Consider the following 25,916-nt stretch of genomic DNA (forward strand, 5'->3'; position numbering starts at 1 on the left):
GGAAGGGCTAGCTCAAGCCGCAAAAACTGCGCAATGCGCTTTCGCTGGCGGCATCAGTAGTGGATGATGCGTCGAGCAGGGCTTGGACCTCGGCGGTGTCCGGGATGCTGGACTGGGCGCCCCAGCGTGTGCAGGCCAAGGCGCTGGAGGCACTGGCGAACCGCAAAGCCGATTTCAATGTTTGCCCCTGGCTCAAGGCAGCCACAAGGCTGCCACAGAAGGTGTCGCCCGCGCCGGTGGTATCGACTGGCGTGATTGGGAATGCGCTTTGCAGCACAAAGTCGCCCTGATGGCGCGCACAGCTGCCACGGTGGCCCAAGGTGACCACCACGGTGGGCACCGTGAGCCGCTCTAGGCACGCTGCGATGGTGCCTTGGTGGCCGGACACCACGGCAAGTTCGCCTTCGTTGACCACCAGCACATCAATGGCTGCCAGCAGTTCGGCGGGCAATGGTTGGGCGGGCGCTGCATTCAGCACCACTTGTATGCCTTGGGCACGAGCCGCCTGCGCATAGGCGGTGACGGTGTCCAAGGGGGTTTCCAATTGGAGCAAGAGGTGGGTAAACCCATGCAGTGGAGGCAGGTGGTGCGGCCGCAACTCTGCATTTGCGCCGGGGGCTACCGTGATGGCGTTTTCAGCATCGTCGGATACGCAAATGAACGCGGTGCCGGTGGGATGGTCGGGGGTGCGCACGGTGTGCAGCGTGACACCTGATGATTGGAGCGAACTCTCTAAAGGTGCTGCAAACGCATCATTCCCCAAGCCCAAGAGCATGTGGGTTGGCTCACCGCCCGCCTTGGCGGAGGCCACGGCCTGATTGGCGCCTTTGCCACCGGGAAAGGTCTTGAAGTCGCGGCCGAGCACCGTCTCTCCGGGGGCCGGAATGTGAGGGGCGCGGACTACAAAGTCCAAATTGGCAGAGCCAGCCACAAGTATCATCGTTAGCACTCTCAGTTTGCGAAGCCGCTTATTTTGACGCTGAATTTGCAGGCGCCAGATAAGCCCTTCGATATAGACCTTAATGACCCCTGATCCGTCCGCTGCTTTTCTCTCGGTCACCGTGGTAGGTGGCTCCAATATGGACGTGAGCGCCAAAGCGCATAGCGCAGTGACCGCGGGGGATTCCACGCCCGGGAGCATCCAGTATTCGCCCGGCGGAGTCGGCCGCAACTTGGCCGAGAACCTGGCTCGACTCGGTGCGAGTGTGCAGTTGTTGTCCGTGGTGGGCGATGATGTATTTGGCCCCCAAGTACTGACCAGCACCGCCGCAACCGGCGTGGGCGTGGACGCTGTGTTGACGATTACCGGTCAACGCACTGCAACCTATTTGTCCTTGCATCAGCCCGATGGCGAGGTGGCGATGGCCGTGAATGACATGGATATTCTTGAATTGCTCACGCCTGAGGTGTGTGCGGCTTCTCCCGCCTTGTCAGATGCCCATGCTCTGCTGCTAGTGGACTGCAATCTGGCGCAACCAACGCTGGCCTACCTGTTGGGCCTGAAGCGCAAGGTAGTGGTCGATGGCGTGTCGGTGGCTAAGTGCCGCCGACTGGTGGGGCTCTTGGCGGGCGTGTATCTGCTCAAACTGAACCACCTCGAGGCCAGTGCGCTCAGCGGTTTGCCCGTTGACTCACCCGAGCAATGCCTGGCCGTTGTGCAGCACTTCCTGGATGGCGGTGTTGAGCGAGTGATCGTGAGCCACGGAGCAGCGGGCCTTGCTTGGGGGCAAATGGGGTCAGAGCCCTGTTTCAGGCAGTCTCGCAAGGTGCAGGTAGTGAGCAGTACAGGGGCGGGCGATGCCTTGTTGGCAGGGGCAGTGGCTGCCCTGCTGGCGGGTAAAGTGCTGAAAGATGCGGTGGAGTACGGCGCTGCCTGCGCAGAGATCACGCTTTCAAGTACATTCGCCAACTCGCCGGATTTGACCGATGCCGCCGTCCGGCACCATATGAGCAAGAACGCATGACCCTGAATCCTTATCTCGATATCGCACCCGAGGTGCAACACGCTTTGCAAAACGGCGTGCCCGTGGTGGCCTTGGAGTCCACCATCATTTCCCACGGTATGCCGTATCCGCAGAATGTGCAAACTGCCTTGATGGTCGAGGCAGAGGTCCGGGCCCATGGCGCGGTGCCAGCCACGATTGCTATCGTCAACGGGCGCCTGAAGGCGGGTCTTCCGGAGGCGGACATCGAGCAACTCGGCCGCTCCGGCCGCGACGTTGTGAAGGTCAGTCGCCGTGATGTGCCGTTTATTGTGGCGGCGGGTGCGACAGGCGCCACCACCGTGGCATCGACCATGATCATCGCCGCGATGGCCGGGATCCGCGTGTTTGCGACAGGTGGTATCGGTGGCGTCCACCGGGGGGCGCAGGAGAGTTTTGATGTGTCCGCAGATTTGCAAGAGCTGGCACAGACCCCGGTTGCTGTGGTGTGCGCGGGGGCCAAGTCCATCCTCGACTTGCGCTTGACCCTCGAGTACCTTGAAACGCACGGTGTGCCTGTCGTGGGCTACCAGACCAAGGCTCTACCCGCATTTTTTACCCGCGACAGCGCTTTCTCGGTGGATTACCGCCTGGACACACCATTGGCAATCGCCCAGGTGTTGCATGCCAAATGGGCGATGGGCTTGAGCGGTGGCATGGTTATTGCGAATCCGATTCCTGCTGAATTCGCAATGGCCAGCGATGCGATAGACGCTGCGATTGAACAGGCATTGGCGGAAGCCCAAGCCCAGAAAATTGGTGGGAAAGAATCCACTCCGTTTTTGTTGGCGAGAGTGTGCGAAATCACCGGGGGCGATAGTTTGGCATCCAATATCCAGCTGGTGCTGAACAATGCACGACTGGCCAGTGCCATCGGACAATCGTTGCAGTCGCTGCGCTAGGCTTGTGATGCATCTGTCGGCCTGCGGAGTTGCGTAAGAGGTATATAACGACCCAGTTATATACGGAGAAGCCCTGATGCGGACACTGGAGCGCGCTGTGATTCTTGAACTACAGTGTGGCGTTGTCTGCTACGGGCGGCAAATGTGTGATTGAAGTGGCATCCGTGCCATTGGTGTGTTGAATAGACCGTTTTTTTAACTTGAATGAGAACTGAGAGAAGCTATGAACGTTAAATCTCCTGTGCGCATGACGCTGTTGGCCGCTACCCTGGCCGCCAGTTTCCAGGCTATCGCTGCTGACCCAGCGGTGGTGTTCGATATGGGCGGCAAGTTTGACAAGTCCTTCAACGAAGCGGCTTACAACGGCATCGAAAAGTGGAAAAAAGAGACCGGCAAGAAGTACTTGTCGTTCGAAATCACCAACGAATCTCAGCGCGAGCAAGCGATCCGCCGTATGGCTGAGCGCGGTGCCAGCCCGATCATCGGTATCGGTTTCGGCCAAGCCTCCAGCATTGAAAAAGTGGCCAAGGAATTCCCTAAGCTGCAATTCGCCATCATCGACATGGTGGTAGACCTGCCTAACGTGCAGTCCGTGGTGTTTAAAGAGCAGGAAGGCAGCTTCTTGGTCGGCACGATTGCAGCCATGGCTAGCAAGACCGGCAAGGTCGGCTTTGTCGGCGGGATGGACATCCCCTTGATCCGCAAGTTTGAGTGCGGCTACAAGCAAGGCGCTTTGTTCGCCAACCCCAAGGCAGAAGTTATCGGCAACATGACCGGCACGACCGGCGCTGCTTGGAACGACCCTGCGCGCGGCGGTGAATTGGCCAAGGCACAGTTCTCGCAAGGCGTGGATGTGGTGTTTGCAGCAGCTGGCGGCACCGGTATCGGTGTGTATCAAGCAGCCAAAGACAGCAGCAAGCTGGCCATCGGTGTGGACAGCAACCAGAACCACTTGCATCCCGGCACTATGCTTACCTCCATGCTCAAGCGCGTGGACACTGCGGTGTACAACGTGGCCAAGGGCCACAAGGCTGGCATGACCGTGTTGGGTCTGAAAGAAGGCGGCGTGGACTACGCGGTTGATGCCAACAACGCCAAGCTGATCACCCCTGAAATCAAAAAGAAGGTGGAAGCTGCTAAGGCCGACATCATCAGCGGCAAGATCAAAGTTGCTGACTTCATGGCTGACAACGCCTGCAAGTTGTAATCTGAAAGGGACCTCCGCGTGCGGAGGTTTTCTTTCCTGGTTGTAAAGCCCGCGGTGCTTGCACGTACCGTGGGCTTTTCGCTTCAGGGCAAGAGCCCAAAGAGGAGCAGGATTTGAGTGTAGAGAGCACAACGCCCCCGGCGATTCACATGCAAGGCATCAACAAACGGTTTGGGGCGGTAGCCGCCAATGCCGACGTGAACTTGCGGGTGAACAGTGGCACGGTGCATGGCATCGTGGGCGAGAACGGTGCGGGTAAAAGCACCTTGATGTCCATTCTGTACGGCTTCTACCAAGCGGACAGTGGCCAAATTTCGGTTCTGGGCAAGCCGGTGACGATCCGCAATGCGGATGATGCGATTGCACAAGGCATCGGTATGGTGCACCAGCACTTTATGCTGGTCGATACCCTGACTGCGCTTGAAAACGTCATGTTGGGTGCCGAGCCCCATTGGTTGTTGCACAAGGCCGATGCGACTGTGCGCGGCAAGCTCGAGACCTTGATGCAGGCGACTGGCCTGCAGGTGAAGCTGGATGCGGTAGTCGCCGATCTGCCGGTAGGCGACCGCCAACGCCTGGAAATCCTCAAAGCCTTGTACCGTGGCGCCAAGATTTTGATTCTGGACGAGCCGACCGCCGTCCTGACCCCGCAAGAGACCGAACACTTGTTCAAGGTGCTGCGGGTGCTGCGCGGGCAGGGCACCACGATTCTGTTGATCACCCACAAGCTCAAAGAAGTCATGGGCTTGTGTGACTCCGTCACCGTGATGCGTGGCGGCAAGGTGGTGCAAGAAATGCCGATTGCGCAGGCTTCTGTAGAAAGCCTGGCTGAGGCCATGGTCGGCCGCAAAGTGCAAATGGGTCGGCTGGAGGCTGATGCGCGCCCGGTAGGCGATGTGTTGCTTTCGGTGCGTGATGTGGTGGTGAAAGATGCACTGCAAGTCATTCGTCTGCATGGACTCAACCTCGACTTGCGGGCCGGTGAAATTGTGGGTGTTGCAGGTGTCTCCGGAAATGGTCAAAGCGAGTTGTTGGATGTGCTGTCTGGGCTGCTGGTCCCCGACGCAGGCAGTTTGGCAACCGGTGGACAAACGTTCAGCGCAGCTCGTTGGCTGGATCCACAAACCGCGCGGGAACTAGGGGTTGCTCATGTACCGGAAGACCGCCACGCACGCGCTATGGTGATGGACTTTGTCGCCTGGGAGTCTGCTGTGCTCGGCTATGACGGCTTGCCCGCTTACTCAAGCGGCGGCTGGATGTCGCACGCTGCCATGCGAGAGGCCACTGCCGGTTTGATGGAGCGCTTTGATGTGCGCCCGCGCGACCCTGAGCTCAAGAGCAGCAAGTTTTCCGGCGGCAACCAGCAAAAACTCGTGCTGGCACGGGAGCTGGGGCAGTCACCAAAAGTGCTGCTGGTGGGGCAGCCGACGCGTGGGGTCGATATCGGCGCGATTGAATTTATTTACTCTCAGCTGCGCGCGATGCGCGATGCAGGGTGTGCAGTGCTGGTGGTATCCAGCGAATTGGACGAGATTTTGGCGCTGTCGGATCGGGTGATCGTGATGAATCAAGGACGGGTCAGCGGAGAACTGGCCATTGAGGATTGCACAGAGGCGGGCATCGGCTTGCTGATGACCGGAGGGTCGCAATGAACGCAAACTATGCATTGCCGCGTTGGGCAGACTTGGTTCTGTTGCCTGCGGTCTGCCTTTTGGTGGCCTTGCTTGCTGCTGCCGGTGTGGTGGCTATGGTGGGGCAGGACCCTGTAGAAGTCATTTCGGTACTGGTGCAAGGTGCCTTTGGTAGCCAGCGCGGTATCAGCTACACGCTTTACTACGCCACCACCTTCATCTTTACCGGGCTTGCAGTGGCAGTGGCCTTTCACGGCGGGCTTTTCAACATCGGTGGTGAAGGGCAGGCCATTCTGGGCGGCTTGGGTACCGGTTTGATGGCCTTGTGGTTGTCTCATGCCTTGCCTGCTTGGGTGATGCTGCCCCTGATGGTGCTCAGTGGTGCCCTGTTCGGGGCAGCCTGGGCTGCGGTGCCTGCGTATTTGCAGGCGTACCGCGGCAGCCATGTGGTGATCACCACCATCATGTTCAACTTCATTGCCAGCAGCCTGTTGGTCTACTTGTTGGTGAACCACCTGCGCCCAGCCGGCTCAATGTCGGTCGAGAGTGCCGCATTTGCAGCCTCTGCCAAGTTGCCGGGTATGCATGAAGCGCTGGCGGCAATTGGCGTTGAGTGGGATGCATCACCCCTCAATATGAGCCTAGTCCTAGCTTTGCTCGCCTCAGCCGGGGTGTACCTGTTTTTGTGGCGTACCCGTGCGGGCTATCGCCTGCGGGCGGTGGGCTCCAGCCAAAGTGCGGCGGAGTATGCGGGCATCAACGTGCGGCACCAGATCGTGATTGCGATGGCGATTTCCGGCGCTCTGGCCGGCATGGTCGGCATGAACGAAATCGCCGGCGTCAATGGCAAATTGCTGCTGGAGTTTGTGAGTGGTGCCGGCTTTACCGGCATTGCGGTGGCCTTGATGGGGCGCAATCACCCGGTGGGCATCATCTTTGCCAGTGTGTTGTTTGGCGCCCTGTTTCAGGGTGGTGCTGAGGTGGCATTTGAGGTGTCAGGCTTCAGCCGTGAAATGGTGGTGATGTTGCAGGGGTTTATTGTGTTGTTCTCCGGGGCAATGGTCTATGTGATTGCGCCAATGCTGGCGTGGGTTTTGTCAAAGTTGATGAAGTCGGGGGTGCAACATGGATGACACTTTGATCGCAGCCATGTTGGCCTCGACGCTGCGTGTGTCCACGCCGCTTATTCTGTGCGCGCTTGCGGGCATGTTTTCTGAGCGCTCTGGCGTGGTGGACATCGGCTTGGAAGGCAAGATGTTGTTTGCCGCCTTTGCGGCCGGCGCAGCAGGGGCGGCTTACCAGTCCACCGCTTTGGCGCTGGGCTTGGGCGTGCTGGTAGCGGTGGCCTTGTCTTGGATGCATGGCTTGGCCTGTGTCAGCCATAAAGGGGACCAAGTGGTGTCTGGGGTGGCGATCAACATCATCGCAGCCGGCATGACGGTCGTGCTCGGTATTGCCTGGTTCTCCCAGGGTGGACAGACGCCGCCTGTGGGCAGCGACGTCCGTATCCAAGTGCTGTTCCCTGGGCTGCCCGAAGCACTCAATGGCATCCCGCTAGTGGGCCGGATCGTGGGCGAGGGGCTGTTGAGCCACAACGCCATGGTCTACCTGGCGCTGGCACTGGTGCCCGCGTGCTGGTGGGTGCTGTTCCGCACCCGTTTCGGACTCCGTTTGCGGGCAGTGGGCGAGAACCCTCAAATGGTGGATGCCGCGGGTGTTTCGGTGAGCCGCCTGCGTTATGCCGCCTTGACCATCAACGGGGTGCTGTGCGGACTGGCGGGTGCCTATCTGGTACTGGCGCAAAGCGCGAACTTTTCTGCTAACATGACCGCGGGGCGTGGCTTTATGGCCCTGGCTGCGCTGATTTTTGGCCGCTGGCATCCGGTGGGCGCATTCTGGGCTTGTTTGTTGTTCGGATTTCTGGATGCAGCGGCCATCCGTTTGCAAGGAGTCCAAATCAGCGGATTCGGCGAGGTGCCCGTGCAATTCATTCAGGCGCTGCCTTATGTCTTGACGGTGGTTTTGCTGGCCGGCTTTATCGGCAAGGCAGTGGCTCCGCAGGCACTGGGTCGGCCCTATTCCAAGGAGCGGTAAGCGTAACGTCGCTTGCAAGTCACCATGGCAATCACTGTGTGGGTCAAAGTAGTGGGGTTCAGCGATGCCGAGCGGCATACGCTGAACACGCTGTTCCGGATCTCCCGCACCGATGGGCCGAAATATGTGCTCTGGACCCCGCTGGACGGAACTTCGCCCAACGTGGCCCTGATTGATGTGGATAGCTATGAGGCCGGTCTGGACCTGGTGTCACCCGGCTTCAACCCGCACCTCAAAATCATTGCGGTGGGGGAGTCGGCACCCACGGGCGCTTGGCGCAGCCTGCAACGGCCTGTGGATTGGGGTGGGCTGGTGCAGTCACTGGATGCACTGTTTGCCAGCTCCCAAGAGGTGGACATTGACATTTTTACGGACACCTCTGCCGCCCCATCCCCGCCACCGCCACCGCCGGGAATCCGGTGTGCGCTGCTGGCCGGTATACCGCCTGTCGAGACCTACTACCTGAGGGCACGCTTGGCTCTGGCAGGTGTGCTGGTCGCGGACGAGGCGCAAACCTTGGAGGCTTGTGACCAGCGCTTGCAGTCCCGCCACTATGGTCTCGCCCTGGTGTTTGTAGATGCTCGAAAACCGGACCCCTGGGAATTTGCCAAGCACATGGGGGGCTTGGCCTCCCACCCGGCCAAGCTGATGGCGGTGATGGCATCGCCGGATTGGAGAGCCATCCGGCAGGCGGAGACCATGGGTTACTCTGATGTCCTGGAGTTGCCATTCAACCCCCAGCAGGTGTTTAGCGCCTTCCAAAAAGTCTGAGTGGCCCCGGGCGGCGCTCAGGTGCTGTCACTCTCTGCCTCTCGGACGGCACGTCGCTTGCGCAGGCGTTGCGAGTCCATCGATTTGGCCAGTGCACTCTCCACCGGCCAAGGCTCATGGCAGATGCGTGCGGCGATCATTTCTGCGCCCAGTGCTGAAAACGTCAAGCCGCGTGCGCCCATTCCCACATGCATCCACAGTCCGTTAAGACCGCTTGTTTCGACCGGTCCGGCCAAAGGCAGCCGATCGTGGGTGACGCAGCGGGTTCCGGACCATGCGTTTACTCGGCCGCCCTGAAACAGGGGGGCCGTGGCTTCGGCAGCTTCAGGCAACAGGGTTTGCAGGCGCTCCAGATTCGCGCGGTGTTGTTCTGCCAGCGGGGCTAAACGGTGTTGCGCAAGGCTCTCCGGGGTTGGTGTGCTGTTGGGCTCAAAGCTGGAGCCCGCTAGCCAGAAGGTGCCAGCCGGCCCCGACACCGAAGGGATAAAACAACCATGGCCGTTATGCGGATGACGCCAGGTGGGCGACTCGATGTGCTGGGGCATCAGGCCCATGCTGGCGGTGCCGTGGACGGCTTGCAGGTCGCCTAGCGTCAAGTGCAGCGAGGGGGCACGGTGCACTTGCATGGCGTCTGTCTCCAGCAGCGCGCGAGTGGCAAATGCAGTGGCCAAGACCACCACCTTCGCTTCTGCCAGCGGGCTGCCGTTTTGGCCCCAAAGAGACCAAAGGTCACCGTTACGCTGCAGTTGGGCTACTGGTTTTGCGTGGTGCACGGTAATGTTGGGGTGCTGCAGCCAGGCTTTTACCAAGGCCGCCGGCTTGACCCACGCAGCCGCATGGTGCAGACGGTCCGGGCCCTCTGAAAAACGGTGCTCCAGCACACCGCTCAGTGCCCACGCTTCGCCGCCTTGCAGTAGATCTTTGCAGTGTTGCAGCATTAACCTGGCACCGACCCGCGAGAGCCGTGAGCGTGGGCTGTCATCGGCCGACACGTGGGGCACTACCAAGCCGACCGGCAAGCCGGACGCCCCGGCAGCGGCTTGTGGCGCTGCCTCCAGCACGGTGACTTGCCAGCCGCGGCGGGCGAGGGCGTAAGCCACACTGGCACCTGATATGCCCGCGCCGATCACGCAGCATGAGGGTGACTTTGCAAGTAGCTCCGCCGCCACGGGGGGCTCTTTGTTGCCCAAGGGCCAAGGCGGGTCGAAAGTGGCGTTGAGCGTGCCCGTCGCTGAAACGGGGCTGCAGCGCACAAACCCAGCTTCCAGCAGCCATTCTGCGGGTGCATCCGGGGGAAGCTGCGCCTCCAGCGTTGCACCACGGGCGCACAGGCGAGACAAGGCTTTGGCCGTCCATTTGCTCCACAAGTGTGCGCTGGCCGAAAACCAGACGGTGTTGGCAAAGAGCTTGTGATCCCCCAGGAAAGTGTGGCTGTCGCCAACGCACAGGGTCAGCGACACCTGGCCCCCATCGAGCAAGATGCGGTGGATACCAGCGTCGCGGTCTTGCAGTTCTTGCAATAGAGATGGGAGCAATTCATCCGCATCGGACGGGGTCGCAGCAAGTTCACTCTGCAGCAGAGCAAGTCCGTCGGGCGAGATGTGCCCCACGTAATGCAGCATGACCGGGCGCGCCGGGTCGGCGCGCCATGCACGCCAGGTGGCTATAAATCGACGGGCTTGCTGAAAGTCGGTATCCAGAATAGTCCACGCCGCGCGGTGCGCCCAGGCACCGGGCAAGCCGCTTTGGGCGGAGTGTGCCGCGCAGGCGTTGGAGTCAGGCACCTCAGGCGCTGGGGGGAACGTAGCCTTGCGCTGCGTCTGCACCATCGCCGAAGAAATGGTTTTCCATCTGGCGGGCCAGGTACTGGCGAGCCCGGGCGTCGGCAAGGTTCAGGCGGTTCTCGTTGACCAGCATAGTTTGGTGCTTGAGCCAGGCAGCCCAGGCCTCTTTGCTGACGCCTTCCCAGATGCGTTTGCCCAATTCACCGGGGTAGGGCGCGAAGTCCAGGCCTTCAGCCTCTTTGCCCAGCTTGATACAGTTAACGGTGCGTGCCATGGGGAAAACCTCTTTGTCGATGGTGTAAGAACGAAAGGCCGCATCTTATTCGCTTTGGCCTGACCTTTGCGGTTCAGGGAACTTCGGTCGCGCTTAGCGCATCAACCCACGACGGCGCTGCGCCGCTGTGCAACTCATTGAGGGATAGATTTTGAATTTGGTTTTTAGCTGGATGGATAAAGCACCGCGTCGTGTGTTCAGTGCGGTCTTTCTCGCCTGCACCGCTATGTTGGCGTTTGGCATGTACCTGCAGCATGTGGTGGGCCTGGAGCCGTGCCCGATGTGCATTGTGCAGCGCTATGCACTCATTTTGGTAGCTATCTGCGCAGCATTGGCGGCGGCTAGCGGTCGAAAAGGCTTGCAAGTGGCCGGTTCCATATTGCTCGTGGTGTTTGCAGTTGCCGGCGCCTATGTGGCCGCACGCCAGAGCTGGCTGCAGTGGTACCCGCCCGAGGTGGTGTCCTGCGGGCGCGATCTCTACGGGATGATTGAAACCTTCCCCCTCAAGCGCGCATTGCCCATGATCTTCCGCGGCGGTGGCGACTGCAGCAAGATCGACTGGACATTCCTCGGCGGCACCATCGCCAACTGGTCGTTTATTTGCTTCAGTGCCTTTGCTGTATTTGGCGGTCTGATGACCTGGCGCCGGCTTAAAGCCGCTTGACCAAGACCTGACTCTTACGGTCCCAGTTGTATTTGCGCTTGCGAGCCTCGGGCAACCATTCGGGGTCTACCTGCGCAAAACCGCGCTTGATAAACCAGTGCATGGTGCGCGTGGTCAGCACAAAAATACTGTCGAGACCCGCAGCTTTGGCGCGTTGCTCAATGCGTTTCAAAATGCGCTCACCATCCCCTTGGCCTTGCACCTCCGGTGATACGGTTACTGCAGCCATCTCGGCGGTCTTGGCTTCGGGGTAGGGGTAGAGTGCCGCGCAGGCGAAGATCACCCCGTCGTGCTCAATGATGGTGTAGTTGCCCGCATCGCGCTCGATCTCTGTGCGGCTGCGTTTGACCAAGGTGCCGTCGCGCTCAAAGGGTTCAATCAGCTGCAGAATGCCGCCCACGTCTTCCTCGGTGGCCTCGCGCAGACTTTCCAGCTTCTCGTCCACCACCATGGTGCCTATGCCGTCGTGCACATACACCTCTAGCAGGATGGCGCCATCCACCGCAAACGGAATGATGTGGCTGCGCTCCACGCCCGATTTGCAAGCCTTTACACAGTGCTGCAGATAGAACGCGACATCGGTGGGCTGGTTGGCGGCGGGTAGGGCCTTGAGCAGTTTTTCTGCTGCCGCTAAGGGCAGCTCGGTATCAATCGGGTTGTCTTCGCTGGCGGGCAGCTCCGGATCCATGCGGATGCCGGGCACCTCGGTCAGAAAAATCAATTTGTCGGCCTGCAGCGCAGTGGCCACACTGGTTGCAACCTCTTCCATGGCGAGATTGAACGCCTCGCCGGTGGGCGAAAAGCCGAAGGGCGAGAGCAGCACCATGGCACCCATGTCGAGCGTTTTGGTGATGCCTGCGATATCCACCTTGCGCACCAGCCCGCTATGCTGAAAGTCCACCCCGTCCACGATGCCTACCGGGCGCGCGGTAATGAAGTTGCCTGATATCACCCGCACCGTGGAGTCAGCCATGGGCGTGTTGGGCAGGCCTTGGCTGAACGCTGCCTCAATCTCGTAGCGCAGCTGGCCGGCGGCCTCTTGGGCGCAGTCCAGTGTCACCTCGTCGGTGATGCGGATGCCGTGGCTGTATTTGGGGGTATGGCCCTTGGCCTTGAGCTGCTCGTTCACCTGGGGTCGGAAGCCGTGCACCAGCACAATCTTCACGCCCATGCTCTGGATCATGGCCAGGTCTTGCGCCAGGTTGTGCAGCTTGCCGGCAGCGATCGCTTCCCCTGCAATACCCACCACAAAGGTCTGGTTGCGGAACTTGTGGATGTACGGCGCGACCGAGCGGAACCAGGGAACAAAGGTGAAGTTGAAGACAGAGGTCATTGAAGGGCGGGTAGGCCGGTAAGGGTTTGCCAAGGCGGGGATAATCCGTGATTCTCTACGAAGACCATGCCTTGACTGCCAGCACCTTGAAAATCGAATTCCCAGAGTCGCTCCCGGTGTCGGGCAAACGCGACGAAATCATGGATGCCATCGCGGCGCACCAAGTGGTCATCGTCTGCGGCGAAACGGGCTCGGGCAAAACCACACAGCTGCCCAAAATTGCCCTGGCCATGGGCCGCGGCAAACTCAACTATCCCGCAGGCGAGCGCGGCAAGCTCATCGGCCACACCCAGCCCCGCCGGATTGCGGCCAGCAGCGTGGCCAAGCGTATTGCCGAAGAGCTGAAGACTCCCTTGGGCGATGTGGTGGGCTACAAGGTTCGTTTTAACGACCGGTTGGGCAAGGATGCGTCGGTCAAGCTGATGACCGATGGCATTTTGCTGGCCGAGACGCAGACGGACCCTCTGCTCAAGGTTTACGACACGATCATCATTGACGAGGCGCACGAGCGCTCGCTGAATATTGATTTCTTACTGGGCTACTTGCGCCAGATCCTGCCGCGCCGCCCGGACCTGAAAATCATCGTCACCTCGGCCACGATCGACGCGCAGCGCTTCGCGGACCACTTCAAATCCTCTAAAGGCCCTGCACCTGTCATCCTGGTGTCGGGGCGCATGTTCCCGGTAGAGCAGCGCTACCGCCCGTTTGAAGAAAGCCGCGAATACGACCTGAACGACGCGATCGCCGATGGTGTGGACGAGCTGTGGCGCGACCCGCATAACCAGGGCGACATCCTCGTCTTTTTGCCCGGCGAGCGCGAAATCCGCGAAGCGGCGGACCACCTGCGCAAACACCTGAGCCACCAGCCAGTGATGCGCAATGCCGAAGTGCTGCCCCTGTTTGCCCGCCTGAGTCCCGCAGAGCAAGACCGCATTTTTGACGGCCACACTGGCCGGCGCATTGTGCTGGCCACCAACGTGGCCGAGACCTCGCTCACCGTGCCAGGCACCCGATACGTGATTGACGCAGGTACTGCGCGCGTAAAGCGCTATAGTTTCCGTAGCAAAGTGGAGCAGTTGCTGGTAGAGCCCATCAGCCAGGCGGCGGCCAACCAGCGAGCCGGACGATGCGGGCGGGTGGCCAACGGTATCTGTATCCGTCTCTATGACGAAAAAGACTTCGCCGGCCGCGAGCGCTTTACCACCCCGGAAATTCTGCGCAGTTCGCTAGCTGGCGTGATTCTGCGGATGAAGTCGCTGCACCTCGGTATCGTGGAGGACTTCCCGTTTCTCGAGCGGCCAACTGGCCGAGCCATCGCCGATGGCTACCAACTGCTCAATGAGTTGGGCGCGGTCGACGAGGCCAACGAACTCACCCCCCTGGGCCAGGAGCTTAGCCGCTTGCCGCTGGACCCACGCGTCGGCCGTATGCTGCTGGAGGCCCGCAGCCGTGAAGCGCTAGACGAGGCGCTGGTGATTGCCAGTGCCCTCAGCGTACAAGACGTGCGCGACCGGCCCATGGAAGCACAGCAACAGGCCGATGCGGCCCACCAAAAGTTTGATGATGAGAAGAGCGAGTTCACCGGCTACCTGAAGCTGTGGAAGTGGATCCACGATGCGCGCGGTGGTGGTACACCTGCAAACGCGGGAGTTGGGGCGTCCGGGCGTTCTGCGCAGGTCAAGGAGGAGCCCGCAAAGCGGGCGGGGGACACGGAGCAGAGCGCCCGGATGTCCCCAACTCCCAGCGAACACCCAAGGGTCTGCACCTACAGCAACCCACAAACTCACCAACCGCCAATACGAACAACTCCTGCGCCAGAACTTCGTCAACATCCGCCGCGTGCGCGAGTGGAAAGACATCTACAGCCAGCTCCACACCGTGGTGGCTGAACACAAATGGCGCCTGAACACCAAGCCGGCGAGCTACGAGCAACTGCACCTGTCCATGCTCTCAGGCCTGCTGGGCAACATCGGCTGCAAGCTGGAAGAAGGGCAAAACGGTGAATACCTGGGCGCTCGGAGCATCAAATTCTTTGCCCATCCCGGCGCACACCTGACCAAAAAACCGGGCAAATGGATCGTGGCGAGCGAGCTGGTGGAAACCACCCGCTTGTTCGGCCGCGGCATTGCCGCCATCGAGCCCCACTGGCTGGAACAGGTGGGTGGCCATTTGCTCAAGAAGCAGTTGCTGGACCCGCACTGGGAAAAGAAGGCGGCCGAAGTCGTGGCACTGGAGCGAGCCACGTTGTATGGCATCTTGGTCTACAGCGGCCGCAAAGTGAACTACGGCCGGGTCGACATGACCGGAGCGCGCGAAATCTTCATCCGTGAAGCCCTGGTCGGCAAAGAGTGGGAAACCACCTTGCCGTTCCTGGCCGCGAACCACAAGCTCATCAAGCAGGTCGAAGAGCTGGAGCACAAGGCCCGCCGCCAAGACGTGCTGGTGGACGACGAGCTGATCTACGCGTTTTACGACCAGCAATTGCCCGCCGACGTGTGCAGCGGCTACAGCTTTGAGCGCTGGTACCGCGAAGAGGTCAAAAAGCAGCCCGATCTGCTCAAGCTCACCCGGGAAGAGCTGATGCGTCACGAGGCGGCCGGCATTACCACCGCGTCGTTCCCCAAAACTATCCGCTTAGGCGGCGTCGATTGCGCAGCGACCTACCTGCATCAACCCGGCGACGCAAGAGACGGCCTGACCGTGACCGTGCCATTGTTTGTGCTGAACCAGGTCAATGACGAGCGCTGCGAATGGCTGGTGCCCGGCATGCTCAAGGACAAAGTGCAGGCCTTGCTCAAAACCCTGCACCAGCGGCCGCGCAGTCGCCTGGTGCCGCTGCCCGACACCGCAGCCAAGTTTGCAGAGGCCTTGAATGCGCCCGAAAAATTCGGAACCGGCGGGCTGGTGGAGGCGGTGCTCAAGCTGGTGCGAGACGCCACATCGCTAGACATCGTGAAAGCCGATATCAAGGTCGACATGCTAAGCCCGCACTTCTTCATGAACTTCCGGGTGGTGGACGAACACGGTCGCCAGTTGGGCCATGGCCGCAACCTGGGTGCATTGAAGGCGGAGCTAGGCAGCCAAGCGCGCGGTGCTTTCCAAGCCCTAGCCAGCTTGAAGCTGGCCCAAAACCAGTCGGCAAGCCAAGAACAAAGCAGCGCCCGAGGAAGCGGGATGACTGGGCGTTCTGCGCAGGTCAAGGAGGAGCCCGCAAAGCGGGCGGGGGACACGGAGCAGAACGCTCAGTCATTCCGCGTACTAGCGCCCGCCAACATTGCGCAACCAGCTACAAAATCCGTAGCAAAGAGCAACGCCTCCAAAAATACTGCGCCTAGCATCCTGGACGGCCGCTTCACCGCTTGGACCTTCGGCGAGCTCCCCGAGCTGCTGGAAATCCGCAAAGGCGGCCAAACACTCATCGGCTTTCCTGCACTGATTGACGCCGGCGATGCAGTCACGGTGGAAGTGTTCGACGAACCCGAAGTAGCCGCCGCCAAACACCGTGCCGGCTTGCGACGCCTCTTTGCGCTGCAAATCAAAGATGCTCTCAAATACCTTGAGAAAAATATCCCCGACCTGCAAAAGATGGCGGTGGCCTTCATGCAGGTCGGCACCCTGGAGGGCGGCAAATCTGCCACCGGCGGCACCGTAGAAGAGTTGCGCGAACAAATCATTGCCGTGGCCCTGGACCGCGCGTTTTTGCTGGACCCTTTGCCAACCGATGAGTTCGCCTTCAAACGCCGGATCGACGAAGGCCGGGGGCGCCTCACCCTGATTGCCAACGAAGTCGCACGCTTGGCAGGCACGGTGCTGCAGGAATACGCAACAGCCGCTCGCAAAATCAAAGACACGAAAAATGCCCCGGATGCGGTGGCCGATGCCGCCCAGCAAATTAACCGCCTGATTCCCAAGCGGTTTCTGCAGGCCACGCCGTGGGACCGCTTGCAACATCTGGCGCGCTACCTCAAGGCCATCACCCTGCGCCTTGAGAAATACCGTGCCGATCCAGCCCGCGATACCGCACGGTTAACCGAATTGCGCCCGCAAGAGCAGCGCTACTGGCGCTTGGTGGCGGAGCGTAAAGGCGTGCAAGACGATCGGATGCAAGAGTTCCGCTGGTTGCTCGAAGAGTTGCGGGTCAGCTTTTTTGCCCAAGAGCTGCGCACCCCGCAACCGGTGAGTGTGAAGCGCTTGGACAAGGCCTGGGCACAGCTGGGGACCTAAGCTTTCGGGCTCCAGTGCTCCGGGGCTATCAGCCTTCTGGGGGCAGCAACATGGCGATGCGTTCGCTGATGGAGTCTGCCCGTTCGTGGCCGGCAATTTCTTCTACCGCAATGATCATGTCGCGTGCGGCAGCGAGCATGGTGTCGCGGTCCTTGGCGTTGCGGAGCGCTTCGCGGAATGCGTCGGCACGCGCGGGGTCACGTCGCACAAACATGCGCTCGCAGATGTCAAACAAGAACATCCGCGTGGTGGCCAGCGACCGCTTCCCCTCGAAACTATCGGCCGAAGATGCAGTAGTGACGTTTCCTGTCAGCACCTGTGGTGCGACCGGCTGTGGAGCCGGCGCCGGTGCAGGCGCGCTTTTGGGGGTGGCGCGCGGTGCTTTAACCACGGATGCAGGTTCATCCTGCGGCACCAGGTAGCCGCTTTGCATCAGATGGGTGGCCAAGCGCATCGCATCGCCGTGGAACAGGTAGTTGATGGCTTCAACCGTGTTGCGGCCATCTGCGAGGATCAGCATCGCCCGTTCACGCTGCCCGAGCGTGCGATTCCCGATTTGCAATTCTGTCCGCGCTTTGTCGGTTTTTAGTAGTTGCATGGTCCTTCTCCAACGAAGGCAGCATTACAACCACACCAGATGACAAGCCGGTGAAAGTGCCAAGTGTGCCGCAGTGGCTTAGCGCGGCAGAACCCGCAGCAGGCGACCGCGCGAGGCATCGGTCAGTAGATAGAGCCAGCCATCAGGGCCCTGACGCACATCGCGTACCCGTTCTTTCAGGTCTTGCAAATAGGCTGTTTCGCGCACTACCCGGCCGCCAAAGGGCTCGCTGAGCTCGAGTCGTGCCAGGTAGCCGAACTTGAGGGAGCCGACCACCAGGCTGCCGTGCCAACCGGGGCCGTAGCGCTGGCTAGTCACAAAGGCCATGCCGGAGGGGGCGATGGAGGGTGTCCAGTAATGCGCTGGTTGCTCCAGCCCGGGCTGTGTGGTGATGCCCGCGCCGATTTTTCCGCCCCCGTAGTTTTCGCCATAGGTGATCAGGGGCCAGCCGTAGTTACGTCCGCGTTGGACTTTGTTGATCTCGTCGCCGCCTTGGGGGCCATGTTCGAGCTCCCACAAGGTGCCATCGGGTGCTAACACCGTGCCTTGGGGATTGCGGTGGCCCAGGCTCCAGATTTCAGGTAGTGCTCCGTTGGCGCGCGCAGCGGCGGTGACAAAAGGGTTGTCTGCAGGCACGGTGCCGTCTTTGCGGATGCGAATCACCTTGCCATGGTGGTTGTTCAGGGTCTGGGCGTCGTCTTTTTTGCTGAAGCGTTCGCCGAGGGCCAGATACAGGGTGCCGTCGGGTTTGCCATCGCGCTGCCCTTCAGTGATGCGGCACCCGAAGTGCGCGCTGCTGCTGAACTTGGGTTTCTGGCTGAACAAGACCTGCAGGTTCAGCAAGCGGGTGTTGTCCGGGCTGAGTGTGGCGCGTGCCATGGCAGTGCTGTTGCCGGATTCGCCCGGCTCGGCATAGCAAAAATACAGCTGGCGGTTGCTGGCAAATGCGCTGTCCAGCACCACGTCGAGCAGGCCGCCCTGACCGCGGGCATCGATAGCCGGGAGCCCCTCCACCGGCGGGTTGACCTGGCCCTTGGCGCTCACCACGCGCAAGCGCCCCGGCCGCTCGGTAACCAGAAAGCCGCCCTGAGGCAGAAACGCTACGGCCCATGGGTGCTCCAAGCCAGCAGCCACCGTCTCTGTGCGCAACGATTCGGTTTGTGCAGCCGCAAGGCCTGCCCACAGACCGGCGCTTGCGGCCAGACACAATGCCGATTTGCGCAAGTGACGCATTACGGTGATAGTGGATGCCATGCAGTGTTTATGCATAAAAAAAGCCTTTAGCCCAGATAAAGGTTGCGGGTGTAGCTATGAAATAAATAGCAAGAGAGTCACAAGGTCTTGAGGCGCTCTAAGGCGCTTTGGAGTGTGCTGTCTTGTTTGGCAAAGCAAAAGCGCACCACCCGTTGGTCAAAACCATTCCCGTAAAAAGCCGAGAGCGGTATCGCGGCCACCCCTATCTCGCGGGTCAGCCATTGGCAAAAATCGGCCTCGTTCAAGTCGCTCACGTCGGAAATGTCCACGCACTGAAAATAGCTGCCTTGGCTGGGCAAGAGCTTGAACCGGGTACCTTCGAGGCCGGCGCGGAAGAGGTCGCGCTTGCGTTGGTAGAACGCGGGCAGTTCCAGGTAGGGCGCAGGGTGGGCCAGATACGCGGCCAGCGCATACTGGACCGGGGTGTTGACGGTGAATACATTGAACTGGTGCACCTTGCGGAACTCTGCCATCAAGGCCGCAGGGGCGGCGACCGTGCCCACCTTCCAGCCGGTCACGTGAAAGGTTTTGCCGAAGCTCGACACCACAAAGGCCCGTGCTGCGAGGCCGGGAAAGCGGGAGGCGCTCTCGTGTGCTTGGCCATCAAACACCATGTGCTCATACACCTCGTCGCTGATGAGGAACACGTTGGTCGGTGCCAGCACGTCCTGGAGGGCCAGCATATCGGCCCGGCTCCAGACCGTGGCGCTGGGGTTGTGTGGCGAGTTGATGAGCACGGCCCGTGTTTTAGGCGTGATGGCCGCGCTGATTTTGGCGAAGTCGGGTCGGAAGGTGCCGGGAGTCAGGGGCACACGCACCACGACGCCACCGGCCAGCTCGATGTTGGGGACATAGCTGTCGTAGCAGGGTTCCAGCACAATGACTTCGTCACCAGGATGCACCACGGCAAGGAGGGCGGTCAGGATGGCCTGCGTTGCACCGGCGGTGATGGTGATTTCGGTGTCGGGGTTATAGGTCTTACCATGCAGGCCAGCGATCTTGGCCGACACGGCCTGCCGCAAAGCCGGCACTCCGGCCATGGGCGGGTACTGGTTGTGTCCCGCTTGCATGGCTGCGGTCACGGCATCGACCAACTGCGGGTCGCACGCAAAGTCCGGAAAGCCTTGCCCGAGGTTGACCGCTTGGTGCTCTGTGGCGAGCGCCGACATGACGGTAAAGATGGTGGTGCCCACACTCGGCAGGCGGCTGGAGAGTGGGGGTGTCAATGCAGTGGTCATGCTTTCACAACTCATAGTCGTTTACGTGGCCTTCCATGGCCTTGGCGATCAGCGTGCGGTTCAGGCGACTGCTCAAAAATTCCGCAAACGTGAACACAAAATTGCGCAAATAGGCGCTGCGTTTGAAGGCGACTCGGGTCACGTTCTGGCCGAACAGGTAGCCTGCAGGTCGCACCACCAAGCCGCCACGGGCGCCGTTTTTCTCCATGTCCTCCACCACATCGGTGACCGCCATTTCAGCCGCAATGCCGATACCCAAGCCGAGGCGCACGTAGGTCTTGATCACGTCGGAGTCGATGGCTTCGAGCGAAATCCGGGGTTCGAGCTTGCGGGCCTCAAACGCCTGGTCAATTTTGGTGCGTCCGGTAAAGGACGGGTGGTAGGTGATGAGCGGCTCAGCGGCGACGTCTTCCAGCGTGACATGCTCTTTCTGGGCCAGAGGATGTTCCGCGGGCAATACCAGCACGTGTTGCCACTCGTAGCAGGGCAGGGTGATCAGTTCGCTGTAGTTGGACAGGGATTCGGTGGCGATCCCGATTTCGGCCACATCGTCGATCAGCATGCGAGCGACCTGGTCAGGCGCGCCTTGGTGCAGGCTCACATTGACCTTGGGGAAGGCCGCACGGAGTTGTGCCACTTTTTCCGGCAGCACATAACGTGCTTGGGTGTGGGTGGTGGCGATTGAGAGCGTGCCGCTGTCCTGTGAGCTGTATTGTTCGCCGATGCGCTTAAGGTTGTTGACCTCGCGCAGGATCAACTCGATGCTTTTGAGTACATGTTGACCGGGCTCGGTGATGCGCTTGAGGCGCTTGCCGTGGCGGGCAAAGATGTCGATGCCCAGCTCTTCTTCCAGCTCAATAATGGCTTTGGACACACCCGGTTGCGAGGTGTGGAGTGCCTTGGCCGCCTCGGTCAGGTTGAGGTTGCGGCGCGCGGCTTCTTGCACGAAGCGGAATTGGTGAAGGTTCATATCGAATTCCAGCTAAAGAAGGAATTCATTATGCCTCAGGGGATTTATGCCTCGGTCGGATCCAACGCAATCGATGCCAACATTTGCACCAGCCGATCGTCTTCCCCTACCGCCTTCTGGAGGTGGAAATGCACCGCAGGATGGCTGGCACGCAATTGGGTGACCAATTCAGGCAAATCTTCGCGGGCGTGGCGGCCGACCCCCAAAAACATGGGCACGATGGTGATGCTGCCAACGCCTGCGCTGGTGAGTTGCGCCACGGTATGGGGCAGGTCGGGCTGGCTGAGCTCCAGGTAGGCGCAGGCTACTTCGACGTCAGCGGACTGGCTGCGGATGCGCGCTGCCACCGCTTCCATGGGCTTGTGCCACAGTGGGTCGCGGGAACCGTGGGCGAACAACACAATCGCGTGGCGTGGGGCGGGGCTTGTCATCGTCGAAGTACCAACCAGGTAAAGGCTGCAAGAGAAAAGAAAGAGTAGATCATGCCCGGCAGGGCCGCTGTGATCCAGGGCTGCCAACCCTGTAAGTTCCCAAGGTCATTCACCACGTTGTTCAGCAACACAAAGCTGATGCCCGCCATCACGCCACCAAAGGTGTAGCTGGCGATGCCACCCGAGCGGAAATGCAAGTAGGCAAAAGGCAAGGAAAGCACCACCATCACCAGACAACTCAAGGGGTAGAAGACTTTTTTCCAGAATTGGATTTCATACTTCTGGGCGCTCTGGCCGTTGGCATTGAGGTGGCGTATGTACTGGAACAGGTCAATCGTGCCCATGCGCTCGGGCCGCAGTACCGCTGCGGCCACCATTTCGGCGCTGATTTGGGTGGGCCAACGGAAGGTCTCGAACGCCGCGCGGTCCACTCTCGGGATCTGGTTCGGGCCGGATGTGAATTCGGTGCGCTCGCCGTTGGCAAGCATCCAGGATTCATCGCTACCAAAAGTGCCTGTTTGGGCCTCGGTCAGAGAGACCACAAACCCCTGGTTGTCGAATTCGTAGACCCGGATGTCTTTCAGGGTTGCATCTGACGCCAGGGAACCCACGTTCACCGAGTAGCTGCCATAAGCCTGCTTTTCTTTCAGCCAGGCGCCGGTTTTGCCCACACTGATCTTGCCCTGAAAGCGGGACTTAAGTAGTTTGGCTGTTTTGTCCGCCAAAGGAGCCACATAGTCACCAACGGCAAAAGTGAACAAGACAAAGCCCAAACCCAGCACCATCAGGGTTCGCAAGGCCTTCCAGGGGCCCAAGCCACTGGTACGGAGAATCGTGAACTCGGAACTCCTGGCCAAACGGGCCATCACAAAAATGGTGCCAATAAGCACCGTGATGGGAAACAACTCATACACGTGAGCCGGGATCATCAGCGCGACATAAATCAGCGCCTGCGGCACTTGGTAACCACTTGCGCCCAGCCGGGTGACCTGCTGGAGTTCTTCCACCACGTCAAAGAAAAAAAACAGCGCGATGAATGCCAGGGTGACCAGCGCGACGGCGGTCACCACTTCGCCGTACAAGAGTTTGCGCAGCGTCTTCATGCGGAGCCCTCCTTACGGGGGTTGCGGCGCGGTAGCCGAAGCGTCCAGTGGTTGTGTCGCTTCAACAACCACAGCATGCTCACCACAAAGACACCGCCATGCAATTGGAGCAGCATGGGAATAAGCTCTGCCTGCCCGCTCTCGACCCAATTTTTGGCCAGCACCAGCAGATTGAAATACACCACAAAGGAGAGAAACGCGAAGATCAGATTGGTGCTCCGCCCTGCACGAGGGTTGGCCCCTGCGGCGGCCAAGCCGATCCAGATCAAGTTGAACGCGGCAAGGGTCAACCCCGCTCGCCAGGCGAGTTCTGCAAAGTGCTGAGGGTTTTGGGTCCGCAGCAACTCGAGAGTGGTTTTGGCATTGGACGGTGAGTAGTCGCGACCGGAGTTGTCGTCAGCACCGACCCGGGCGCCGTAGCGCTCGAAGGTGCTGAGTGTCATGTCATTTTTGCCGGTGGTCCGTTCCAGACGTTGTCCCTCCTGGAGTACCAGAAACTTATCGCCATTCATGACCTCGACAGTTCCAGAGCGCGCGCTGGTGATGGTTTGCTTGTTGCCTTCTTGGGCAGAGATGAAAACGTTCTTGCCTGTTTGTTGGCCCTTGCTGTCTTTTTCAATAAAAAAGACGCGGTCACCATTCGCTGACTCTTGAAACTGCCCCGGCTCAATGCGCGCGATGTCGCCGCGCTTGTCGTACCGGTCGCGCAGGTCTTCAATCTTGCTGAATGACCAGGGCAAGATCACGAATGCCAACGTCAAAACCACCAGCAAAATAGGCCAAGCGAACCGGAAGAGGGGGCCGACCAAGCCCAATAACCCGCGCCCGCTGCCGAACCAGATCACCATTTCGCTGTCGCGGTACATCCGGGTAACAACCGTCAACACCGAAATAAACAGACTCATCGACAGGATCGTCGGCATATCCGAAAGCACGGTGTAGCCCATGATGATCAGCACGTCGGCTGGATTGAAGGTGCCGCGCGAGGCTTCGCCCAAGGTGCGCAGCAGCGTCATGGTCATGACGACGGTCACCAGAACGACCAGCGTCGCGCCGAAACTGCGGCCTAACTCTTTGCGAATGGAGGAATGGAATAACATTGTGCGAAACGAAAGAGCGAATTATGAACTTTGAACTGAAGCCTCTGAACCTCGTGGCCTTGGCCAATGAAAAAGCCGACCTGTTGGTGCTGCTCATTGCGCAGGATTTCAAGCCTGGCAAGGACGAACTGTCCATCTTGATCGGCAAGGCCTTGAAGCAGGGGGATTTCAGTCCCAAGCCAGGCACGGTGTTGGCGCTGCATCGGCCGGTGCAAGCCAATGCTGCGAAAGTTTTGTTGGTGGCCGTAGGGGAGGGTACAGCGCGCCAAGTGCGCTCTGCAATTGCCGCGTGTGCAGGTAGCTTGAAGGCGCCGGTCGTGAAAAAGGCAGTGATCGCGTTTGCAGGTCCTGCCCGGGAAGATGCGGTCCGTGCAGTGCCCCTTGCGGTTGCGGATGCCACTTACGTGTACACCCACACGAAATCCAAGCCCGAAGGGCGCCAGTTGCAAAAAGTGCTGGTCGGCGCGAGTAATGCATCAGAGATCGCTGCCTCATTTGCGGTGGCGGTAGGCACTGTGGCGGGCGTCGAGTTTGCCAAAGAGTGGGCCAATCGCCCAGCCAACTATGCAACGCCCACCTTGTTGGGGCAAGCCGCTCAAAGTCTGGCGGAGTTTGCAAAAATCAGCTGTGAAGTGCTGGGCCCTAAAGAGGTTGCCAAGCTGGGCATGGGCTCCTTCATGGCGGTCGCTCAGGGATCTGACGAACCTTTGCGCTTCATTGTGTTGAAGTACAGCGGCGCCACCAAGGCGCAGGCGCCGCTGGTGCTGGTGGGAAAGGGCATCACCTTTGACAGTGGCGGCATTTCCATCAAACCTGCAGCGGAGATGGACGAGATGAAGTTCGACATGTCCGGTGCTGCCAGTGTGCTCGGAACTTTCAGGACGCTGGCGGAGCTGAAGCCCGCGATCAACGTGATCGGCTTGATCCCGGCCTGCGAGAACTTGCTGAATGGCAAAGCCGTGAAGCCTGGCGACGTGGTGACCAGCATGAGCGGCCAGACGATCGAAATTCTCAACACCGATGCCGAAGGCCGGCTGGTGCTGTGTGATGCACTGACCTATGCAGAGCGTTTTAAACCGACCGCAGTGGTAGATATTGCCACCTTGACCGGGGCGTGCATGGTCGCGCTTGGTGGGGTCCGAAGCGGCCTGTTTTCCAGCAAGCCAGCGCTGGCTGATGCGCTTTTCAAAGCCGGTGAGACCAGTGGTGACTTGTGCTGGCAGCTGCCTCTCGATGAAGACTATGCGGATGGCTTGAAAACCAATTTTGCGGATGTGGCCAACGTCGCGGGTCGTGCCGGTGGTGCGATTACTGCTGCCAAGTTCCTCCAGCGCTTTACCGAGAAGTTTGACTGGGCGCATTTGGATATCGCGGGCACCGCTTGGAAAGGTGGGGCCGCCAAGGGCGCTACCGGACGGCCCGTGCCGCTGTTGGTGGAGTTTGTGCTGAGTCAGGTTGCCGGTAAGTGACAGAAGTTGCCTTTCATTTCGGGGCCCCGAACAAACTAGAGTACGTAGGGCGCTTGCTGAGAAAGGCCGTCGCCCGAGGAGCGCGTTTGACAGTGCTCGCCGTTCCTGCCCAAGTGCAATATCTGGATGCCAGTCTATGGGCAACCTCGCCAACCGATTTCTTGGTGCATGGTGTCGACAACGGTGCGTCGCCTGATCTGCGTTGCCCTGTTGTGTTGACATCCAAAGTTCATCCAGCTTTGTCGAGCCATGGCGTGTTGGTCAACCTGACCCATGAGATGCCCGAGGGCTTTGGTGTGTTTGACCGGGTCATCGAGGTCGTGTCTGTGGATGAGGAAGATCGCGCCACGGCTCGTCTTCGTTGGAAGCAATATGTGCAGCAGGGCTATGCGATTCAACGACATGACCTGAAGCTGAAAGGCGCAGAGTGATGCAGGCACCCAAACATCCCCCACGTTTTTTACCTACCCTGACCGAGGTAGTGAAGCATCCCGCGCTGGCTGCGGAATCAGCCGACACTCCAGTGCTTCTTGCGGAAGATGCGCAGGCGGCAGTCGTCGATTCAACGTTCGTGGAGCCGGTGGCTTTCGTAACGACAGATGCAGAACTGATTACCAAAGTGATGGTTCAGTTAATCCCTGTTTTGGAGCAGGTGGTGCAAGACGCTTTGCAGCAGAGTTTGCAGGCGCGTTTGCAGGCATTGTTGCCCAGCGTCATGCACGATGTGGAAGCAACCGTCAGCCGTGCGGTAGCGGATGCGTTGCAGGGCGTGCATGCGGCGCAAGAGCGCCAATGACGCGCAAGCTTTCAGCTGAAAGACAGTTTTTTCTAAAAAGTGTCCTCTATCAGCTGGAATGCCCAAAATAACGGGCTAGAATACGAGGCTC

Annotated in this window: 24 protein-coding genes; 13 read left to right on the forward strand and 11 right to left on the reverse strand. The window is 60.0% G+C overall.

Features of this window, described 5'->3' with window-relative positions; all coding sequences use genetic code 11:
• Positions 1 to 7 precede the first annotated feature (7 nt).
• A complete protein-coding gene (locus U5L73_RS10540) occupies positions 8 to 940 on the reverse strand; it encodes a ribokinase (RefSeq protein WP_322562310.1) in 933 nt (310 codons plus the stop codon).
• A gap of 82 nt (positions 941 to 1,022) precedes the next feature.
• On the opposite strand from U5L73_RS10540, the gene U5L73_RS10545 reads away from it, so the two are divergent.
• The 7 genes from U5L73_RS10545 (at position 1,023) to U5L73_RS10575 (ending at position 8,587) form a co-directional block, all read left to right on the forward strand.
• Complete coding sequence (locus tag U5L73_RS10545) at positions 1,023 to 1,964, forward strand: PfkB family carbohydrate kinase (protein ID WP_322562311.1); 942 nt, start codon at positions 1,023 to 1,025, stop codon at positions 1,962 to 1,964.
• A 2-nt stretch (positions 1,965 to 1,966) separates the two neighbouring features.
• The gene (locus U5L73_RS10550; RefSeq protein ID WP_322563496.1) at positions 1,967 to 2,884 is read left to right on the forward strand and encodes a pseudouridine-5'-phosphate glycosidase; all 918 of its coding nucleotides are present in this window, start codon (positions 1,967 to 1,969) and stop codon (positions 2,882 to 2,884) included.
• A gap of 223 nt (positions 2,885 to 3,107) precedes the next feature.
• On the forward strand, positions 3,108 to 4,091 hold the full coding sequence (locus U5L73_RS10555) for a BMP family lipoprotein (RefSeq protein ID WP_313876111.1): 984 nt from the start codon (positions 3,108 to 3,110) through the stop codon (positions 4,089 to 4,091).
• A 149-nt stretch (positions 4,092 to 4,240) separates the two neighbouring features.
• Positions 4,241 to 5,743, forward strand: a complete 1,503-nt coding sequence (locus tag U5L73_RS10560; RefSeq protein ID WP_322562312.1) for an ABC transporter ATP-binding protein — start codon at positions 4,241 to 4,243, stop codon at positions 5,741 to 5,743.
• Positions 5,740 to 6,855, forward strand: a complete 1,116-nt coding sequence (locus tag U5L73_RS10565) for an ABC transporter permease (RefSeq protein WP_322562313.1) — start codon at positions 5,740 to 5,742, stop codon at positions 6,853 to 6,855. The genes U5L73_RS10560 and U5L73_RS10565 overlap by 4 nt, the downstream gene beginning before the upstream one ends.
• Complete coding sequence (locus tag U5L73_RS10570; protein ID WP_322562314.1) at positions 6,848 to 7,816, forward strand: ABC transporter permease; 969 nt, start codon at positions 6,848 to 6,850, stop codon at positions 7,814 to 7,816. Before U5L73_RS10565 ends, U5L73_RS10570 begins: the two co-directional genes overlap by 8 nt.
• A gap of 24 nt (positions 7,817 to 7,840) precedes the next feature.
• Positions 7,841 to 8,587, forward strand: coding sequence for a hypothetical protein (locus tag U5L73_RS10575; RefSeq protein WP_322562315.1), 747 nt, complete (start codon positions 7,841 to 7,843; stop codon positions 8,585 to 8,587).
• A gap of 17 nt (positions 8,588 to 8,604) precedes the next feature.
• On the opposite strand, the gene U5L73_RS10580 is transcribed toward U5L73_RS10575, so the two are convergent.
• Together U5L73_RS10580 and U5L73_RS10585 are read right to left on the reverse strand one after the other, a co-directional pair.
• The gene (locus U5L73_RS10580; RefSeq protein WP_322562316.1) at positions 8,605 to 10,371 is read right to left on the reverse strand and encodes an FAD-dependent oxidoreductase; all 1,767 of its coding nucleotides are present in this window, start codon (positions 10,369 to 10,371) and stop codon (positions 8,605 to 8,607) included.
• 1 nt (position 10,372) lies between these two features.
• Positions 10,373 to 10,645 (reverse strand): oxidative damage protection protein, encoded by a 273-nt coding sequence (locus U5L73_RS10585; RefSeq protein ID WP_296510743.1) that lies wholly within the window; start codon positions 10,643 to 10,645, stop codon positions 10,373 to 10,375.
• Between the two features lie 172 nt (positions 10,646 to 10,817).
• Here U5L73_RS10585 and U5L73_RS10590 point away from each other — a divergent pair, with 172 nt between their 5' ends.
• A complete protein-coding gene (locus U5L73_RS10590) occupies positions 10,818 to 11,309 on the forward strand; it encodes a disulfide bond formation protein B (RefSeq protein ID WP_322563497.1) in 492 nt (163 codons plus the stop codon).
• On the opposite strand, the gene argA is transcribed toward U5L73_RS10590, so the two are convergent.
• Positions 11,296 to 12,642: an amino-acid N-acetyltransferase gene (argA, locus tag U5L73_RS10595; RefSeq protein ID WP_322562317.1), complete on the reverse strand. Its 1,347-nt coding sequence runs from the start codon at positions 12,640 to 12,642 to the stop codon at positions 11,296 to 11,298. The two genes, U5L73_RS10590 and argA, sit on opposite strands and share 14 nt — an antisense overlap.
• A gap of 140 nt (positions 12,643 to 12,782) precedes the next feature.
• Here argA and hrpA point away from each other — a divergent pair, with 140 nt between their 5' ends.
• Positions 12,783 to 14,531, forward strand: a complete 1,749-nt coding sequence (gene hrpA, locus U5L73_RS10600) for an ATP-dependent RNA helicase HrpA (protein ID WP_416221331.1) — start codon at positions 12,783 to 12,785, stop codon at positions 14,529 to 14,531.
• A 55-nt stretch (positions 14,532 to 14,586) separates the two neighbouring features.
• Positions 14,587 to 16,866, forward strand: coding sequence for a DUF3418 domain-containing protein (locus U5L73_RS10605; protein WP_416221332.1), 2,280 nt, complete (start codon positions 14,587 to 14,589; stop codon positions 16,864 to 16,866).
• 28 nt (positions 16,867 to 16,894) lie between these two features.
• Here U5L73_RS10605 and U5L73_RS10610 read toward each other — a convergent pair whose 3' ends face one another.
• From U5L73_RS10610 to lptF, 7 genes are all read right to left on the reverse strand, one after another.
• Entirely contained in the window at positions 16,895 to 17,464 is a 570-nt protein-coding gene (locus U5L73_RS10610) for a hypothetical protein (protein WP_322562320.1), read from the reverse strand.
• Positions 17,465 to 17,542: 78 nt separating this feature from the next.
• Entirely contained in the window at positions 17,543 to 18,718 is a 1,176-nt protein-coding gene (locus U5L73_RS10615) for a PQQ-dependent sugar dehydrogenase (protein WP_416221302.1), read from the reverse strand.
• Positions 18,719 to 18,795: 77 nt separating this feature from the next.
• Positions 18,796 to 19,956 (reverse strand): pyridoxal phosphate-dependent aminotransferase, encoded by a 1,161-nt coding sequence (locus U5L73_RS10620; RefSeq protein WP_322562321.1) that lies wholly within the window; start codon positions 19,954 to 19,956, stop codon positions 18,796 to 18,798.
• A 4-nt stretch (positions 19,957 to 19,960) separates the two neighbouring features.
• Positions 19,961 to 20,926, reverse strand: coding sequence for a CysB family HTH-type transcriptional regulator (locus U5L73_RS10625; RefSeq protein ID WP_322562322.1), 966 nt, complete (start codon positions 20,924 to 20,926; stop codon positions 19,961 to 19,963).
• Positions 20,927 to 20,970: 44 nt separating this feature from the next.
• Positions 20,971 to 21,357, reverse strand: coding sequence for a CbiX/SirB N-terminal domain-containing protein (locus U5L73_RS10630; RefSeq protein ID WP_322562323.1), 387 nt, complete (start codon positions 21,355 to 21,357; stop codon positions 20,971 to 20,973).
• Positions 21,354 to 22,460 (reverse strand): LPS export ABC transporter permease LptG, encoded by a 1,107-nt coding sequence (gene lptG, locus U5L73_RS10635; protein ID WP_322562324.1) that lies wholly within the window; start codon positions 22,458 to 22,460, stop codon positions 21,354 to 21,356. The genes U5L73_RS10630 and lptG overlap by 4 nt, the downstream gene beginning before the upstream one ends.
• A complete protein-coding gene (gene lptF, locus U5L73_RS10640; RefSeq protein WP_322562325.1) occupies positions 22,457 to 23,560 on the reverse strand; it encodes an LPS export ABC transporter permease LptF in 1,104 nt (367 codons plus the stop codon). The genes lptG and lptF overlap by 4 nt, the downstream gene beginning before the upstream one ends.
• 23 nt (positions 23,561 to 23,583) lie before the next feature.
• On the opposite strand from lptF, the gene U5L73_RS10645 reads away from it, so the two are divergent.
• Genes U5L73_RS10645 through U5L73_RS10655 form a run of 3 tightly spaced genes read left to right on the forward strand, consistent with a single transcriptional unit; the run spans position 23,584 to position 25,825 of the window.
• The gene (locus U5L73_RS10645) at positions 23,584 to 25,029 is read left to right on the forward strand and encodes a leucyl aminopeptidase (RefSeq protein WP_416221303.1); all 1,446 of its coding nucleotides are present in this window, start codon (positions 23,584 to 23,586) and stop codon (positions 25,027 to 25,029) included.
• Positions 25,026 to 25,460: a DNA polymerase III subunit chi gene (locus U5L73_RS10650; protein WP_416221304.1), complete on the forward strand. Its 435-nt coding sequence runs from the start codon at positions 25,026 to 25,028 to the stop codon at positions 25,458 to 25,460. Before U5L73_RS10645 ends, U5L73_RS10650 begins: the two co-directional genes overlap by 4 nt.
• Positions 25,460 to 25,825 carry a hypothetical protein gene (locus U5L73_RS10655; RefSeq protein ID WP_322562327.1) on the forward strand — a complete coding sequence of 122 codons (366 nt, stop codon included), beginning with the start codon at positions 25,460 to 25,462 and terminating at the stop codon, positions 25,823 to 25,825. Before U5L73_RS10650 ends, U5L73_RS10655 begins: the two co-directional genes overlap by 1 nt.
• Positions 25,826 to 25,916 lie beyond the last annotated feature (91 nt).

Origin of the sequence: Rhodoferax sp., assembly GCF_034520025.1 — a bacterium.
Classification (GTDB): domain Bacteria; phylum Pseudomonadota; class Gammaproteobacteria; order Burkholderiales; family Burkholderiaceae_C; genus Allorhodoferax.

Coding starts and splice junctions, on each gene's coding strand:
- U5L73_RS10540 (WP_322562310.1), bottom strand. CDS start 940: ATGATACTTGTGGCTGGCTCTGCCAATTTGGACTTTGTAGTCCGCGCC.
- U5L73_RS10545 (WP_322562311.1), top strand. CDS start 1,023: ATGACCCCTGATCCGTCCGCTGCTTTTCTCTCGGTCACCGTGGTAGGT.
- U5L73_RS10555 (WP_313876111.1), top strand. CDS start 3,108: ATGAACGTTAAATCTCCTGTGCGCATGACGCTGTTGGCCGCTACCCTG.
- U5L73_RS10560 (WP_322562312.1), top strand. CDS start 4,241: ATGCAAGGCATCAACAAACGGTTTGGGGCGGTAGCCGCCAATGCCGAC.
- U5L73_RS10565 (WP_322562313.1), top strand. CDS start 5,740: ATGAACGCAAACTATGCATTGCCGCGTTGGGCAGACTTGGTTCTGTTG.
- U5L73_RS10570 (WP_322562314.1), top strand. CDS start 6,848: ATGGATGACACTTTGATCGCAGCCATGTTGGCCTCGACGCTGCGTGTG.
- U5L73_RS10575 (WP_322562315.1), top strand. CDS start 7,841: ATGGCAATCACTGTGTGGGTCAAAGTAGTGGGGTTCAGCGATGCCGAG.
- U5L73_RS10585 (WP_296510743.1), bottom strand. CDS start 10,645: ATGGCACGCACCGTTAACTGTATCAAGCTGGGCAAAGAGGCTGAAGGC.
- U5L73_RS10590 (WP_322563497.1), top strand. CDS start 10,818: ATGGATAAAGCACCGCGTCGTGTGTTCAGTGCGGTCTTTCTCGCCTGC.
- argA (WP_322562317.1), bottom strand. CDS start 12,642: ATGACCTCTGTCTTCAACTTCACCTTTGTTCCCTGGTTCCGCTCGGTC.
- hrpA (WP_416221331.1), top strand. CDS start 12,783: ATGGATGCCATCGCGGCGCACCAAGTGGTCATCGTCTGCGGCGAAACG.
- U5L73_RS10605 (WP_416221332.1), top strand. CDS start 14,587: ATGCTCTCAGGCCTGCTGGGCAACATCGGCTGCAAGCTGGAAGAAGGG.
- U5L73_RS10610 (WP_322562320.1), bottom strand. CDS start 17,464: ATGCAACTACTAAAAACCGACAAAGCGCGGACAGAATTGCAAATCGGG.
- U5L73_RS10615 (WP_416221302.1), bottom strand. CDS start 18,718: ATGGCATCCACTATCACCGTAATGCGTCACTTGCGCAAATCGGCATTG.
- U5L73_RS10620 (WP_322562321.1), bottom strand. CDS start 19,956: ATGACCACTGCATTGACACCCCCACTCTCCAGCCGCCTGCCGAGTGTG.
- U5L73_RS10625 (WP_322562322.1), bottom strand. CDS start 20,926: ATGAACCTTCACCAATTCCGCTTCGTGCAAGAAGCCGCGCGCCGCAAC.
- U5L73_RS10630 (WP_322562323.1), bottom strand. CDS start 21,357: ATGACAAGCCCCGCCCCACGCCACGCGATTGTGTTGTTCGCCCACGGT.
- lptG (WP_322562324.1), bottom strand. CDS start 22,460: ATGAAGACGCTGCGCAAACTCTTGTACGGCGAAGTGGTGACCGCCGTC.
- lptF (WP_322562325.1), bottom strand. CDS start 23,560: ATGTTATTCCATTCCTCCATTCGCAAAGAGTTAGGCCGCAGTTTCGGC.
- U5L73_RS10645 (WP_416221303.1), top strand. CDS start 23,584: ATGAACTTTGAACTGAAGCCTCTGAACCTCGTGGCCTTGGCCAATGAA.
- U5L73_RS10655 (WP_322562327.1), top strand. CDS start 25,460: ATGCAGGCACCCAAACATCCCCCACGTTTTTTACCTACCCTGACCGAG.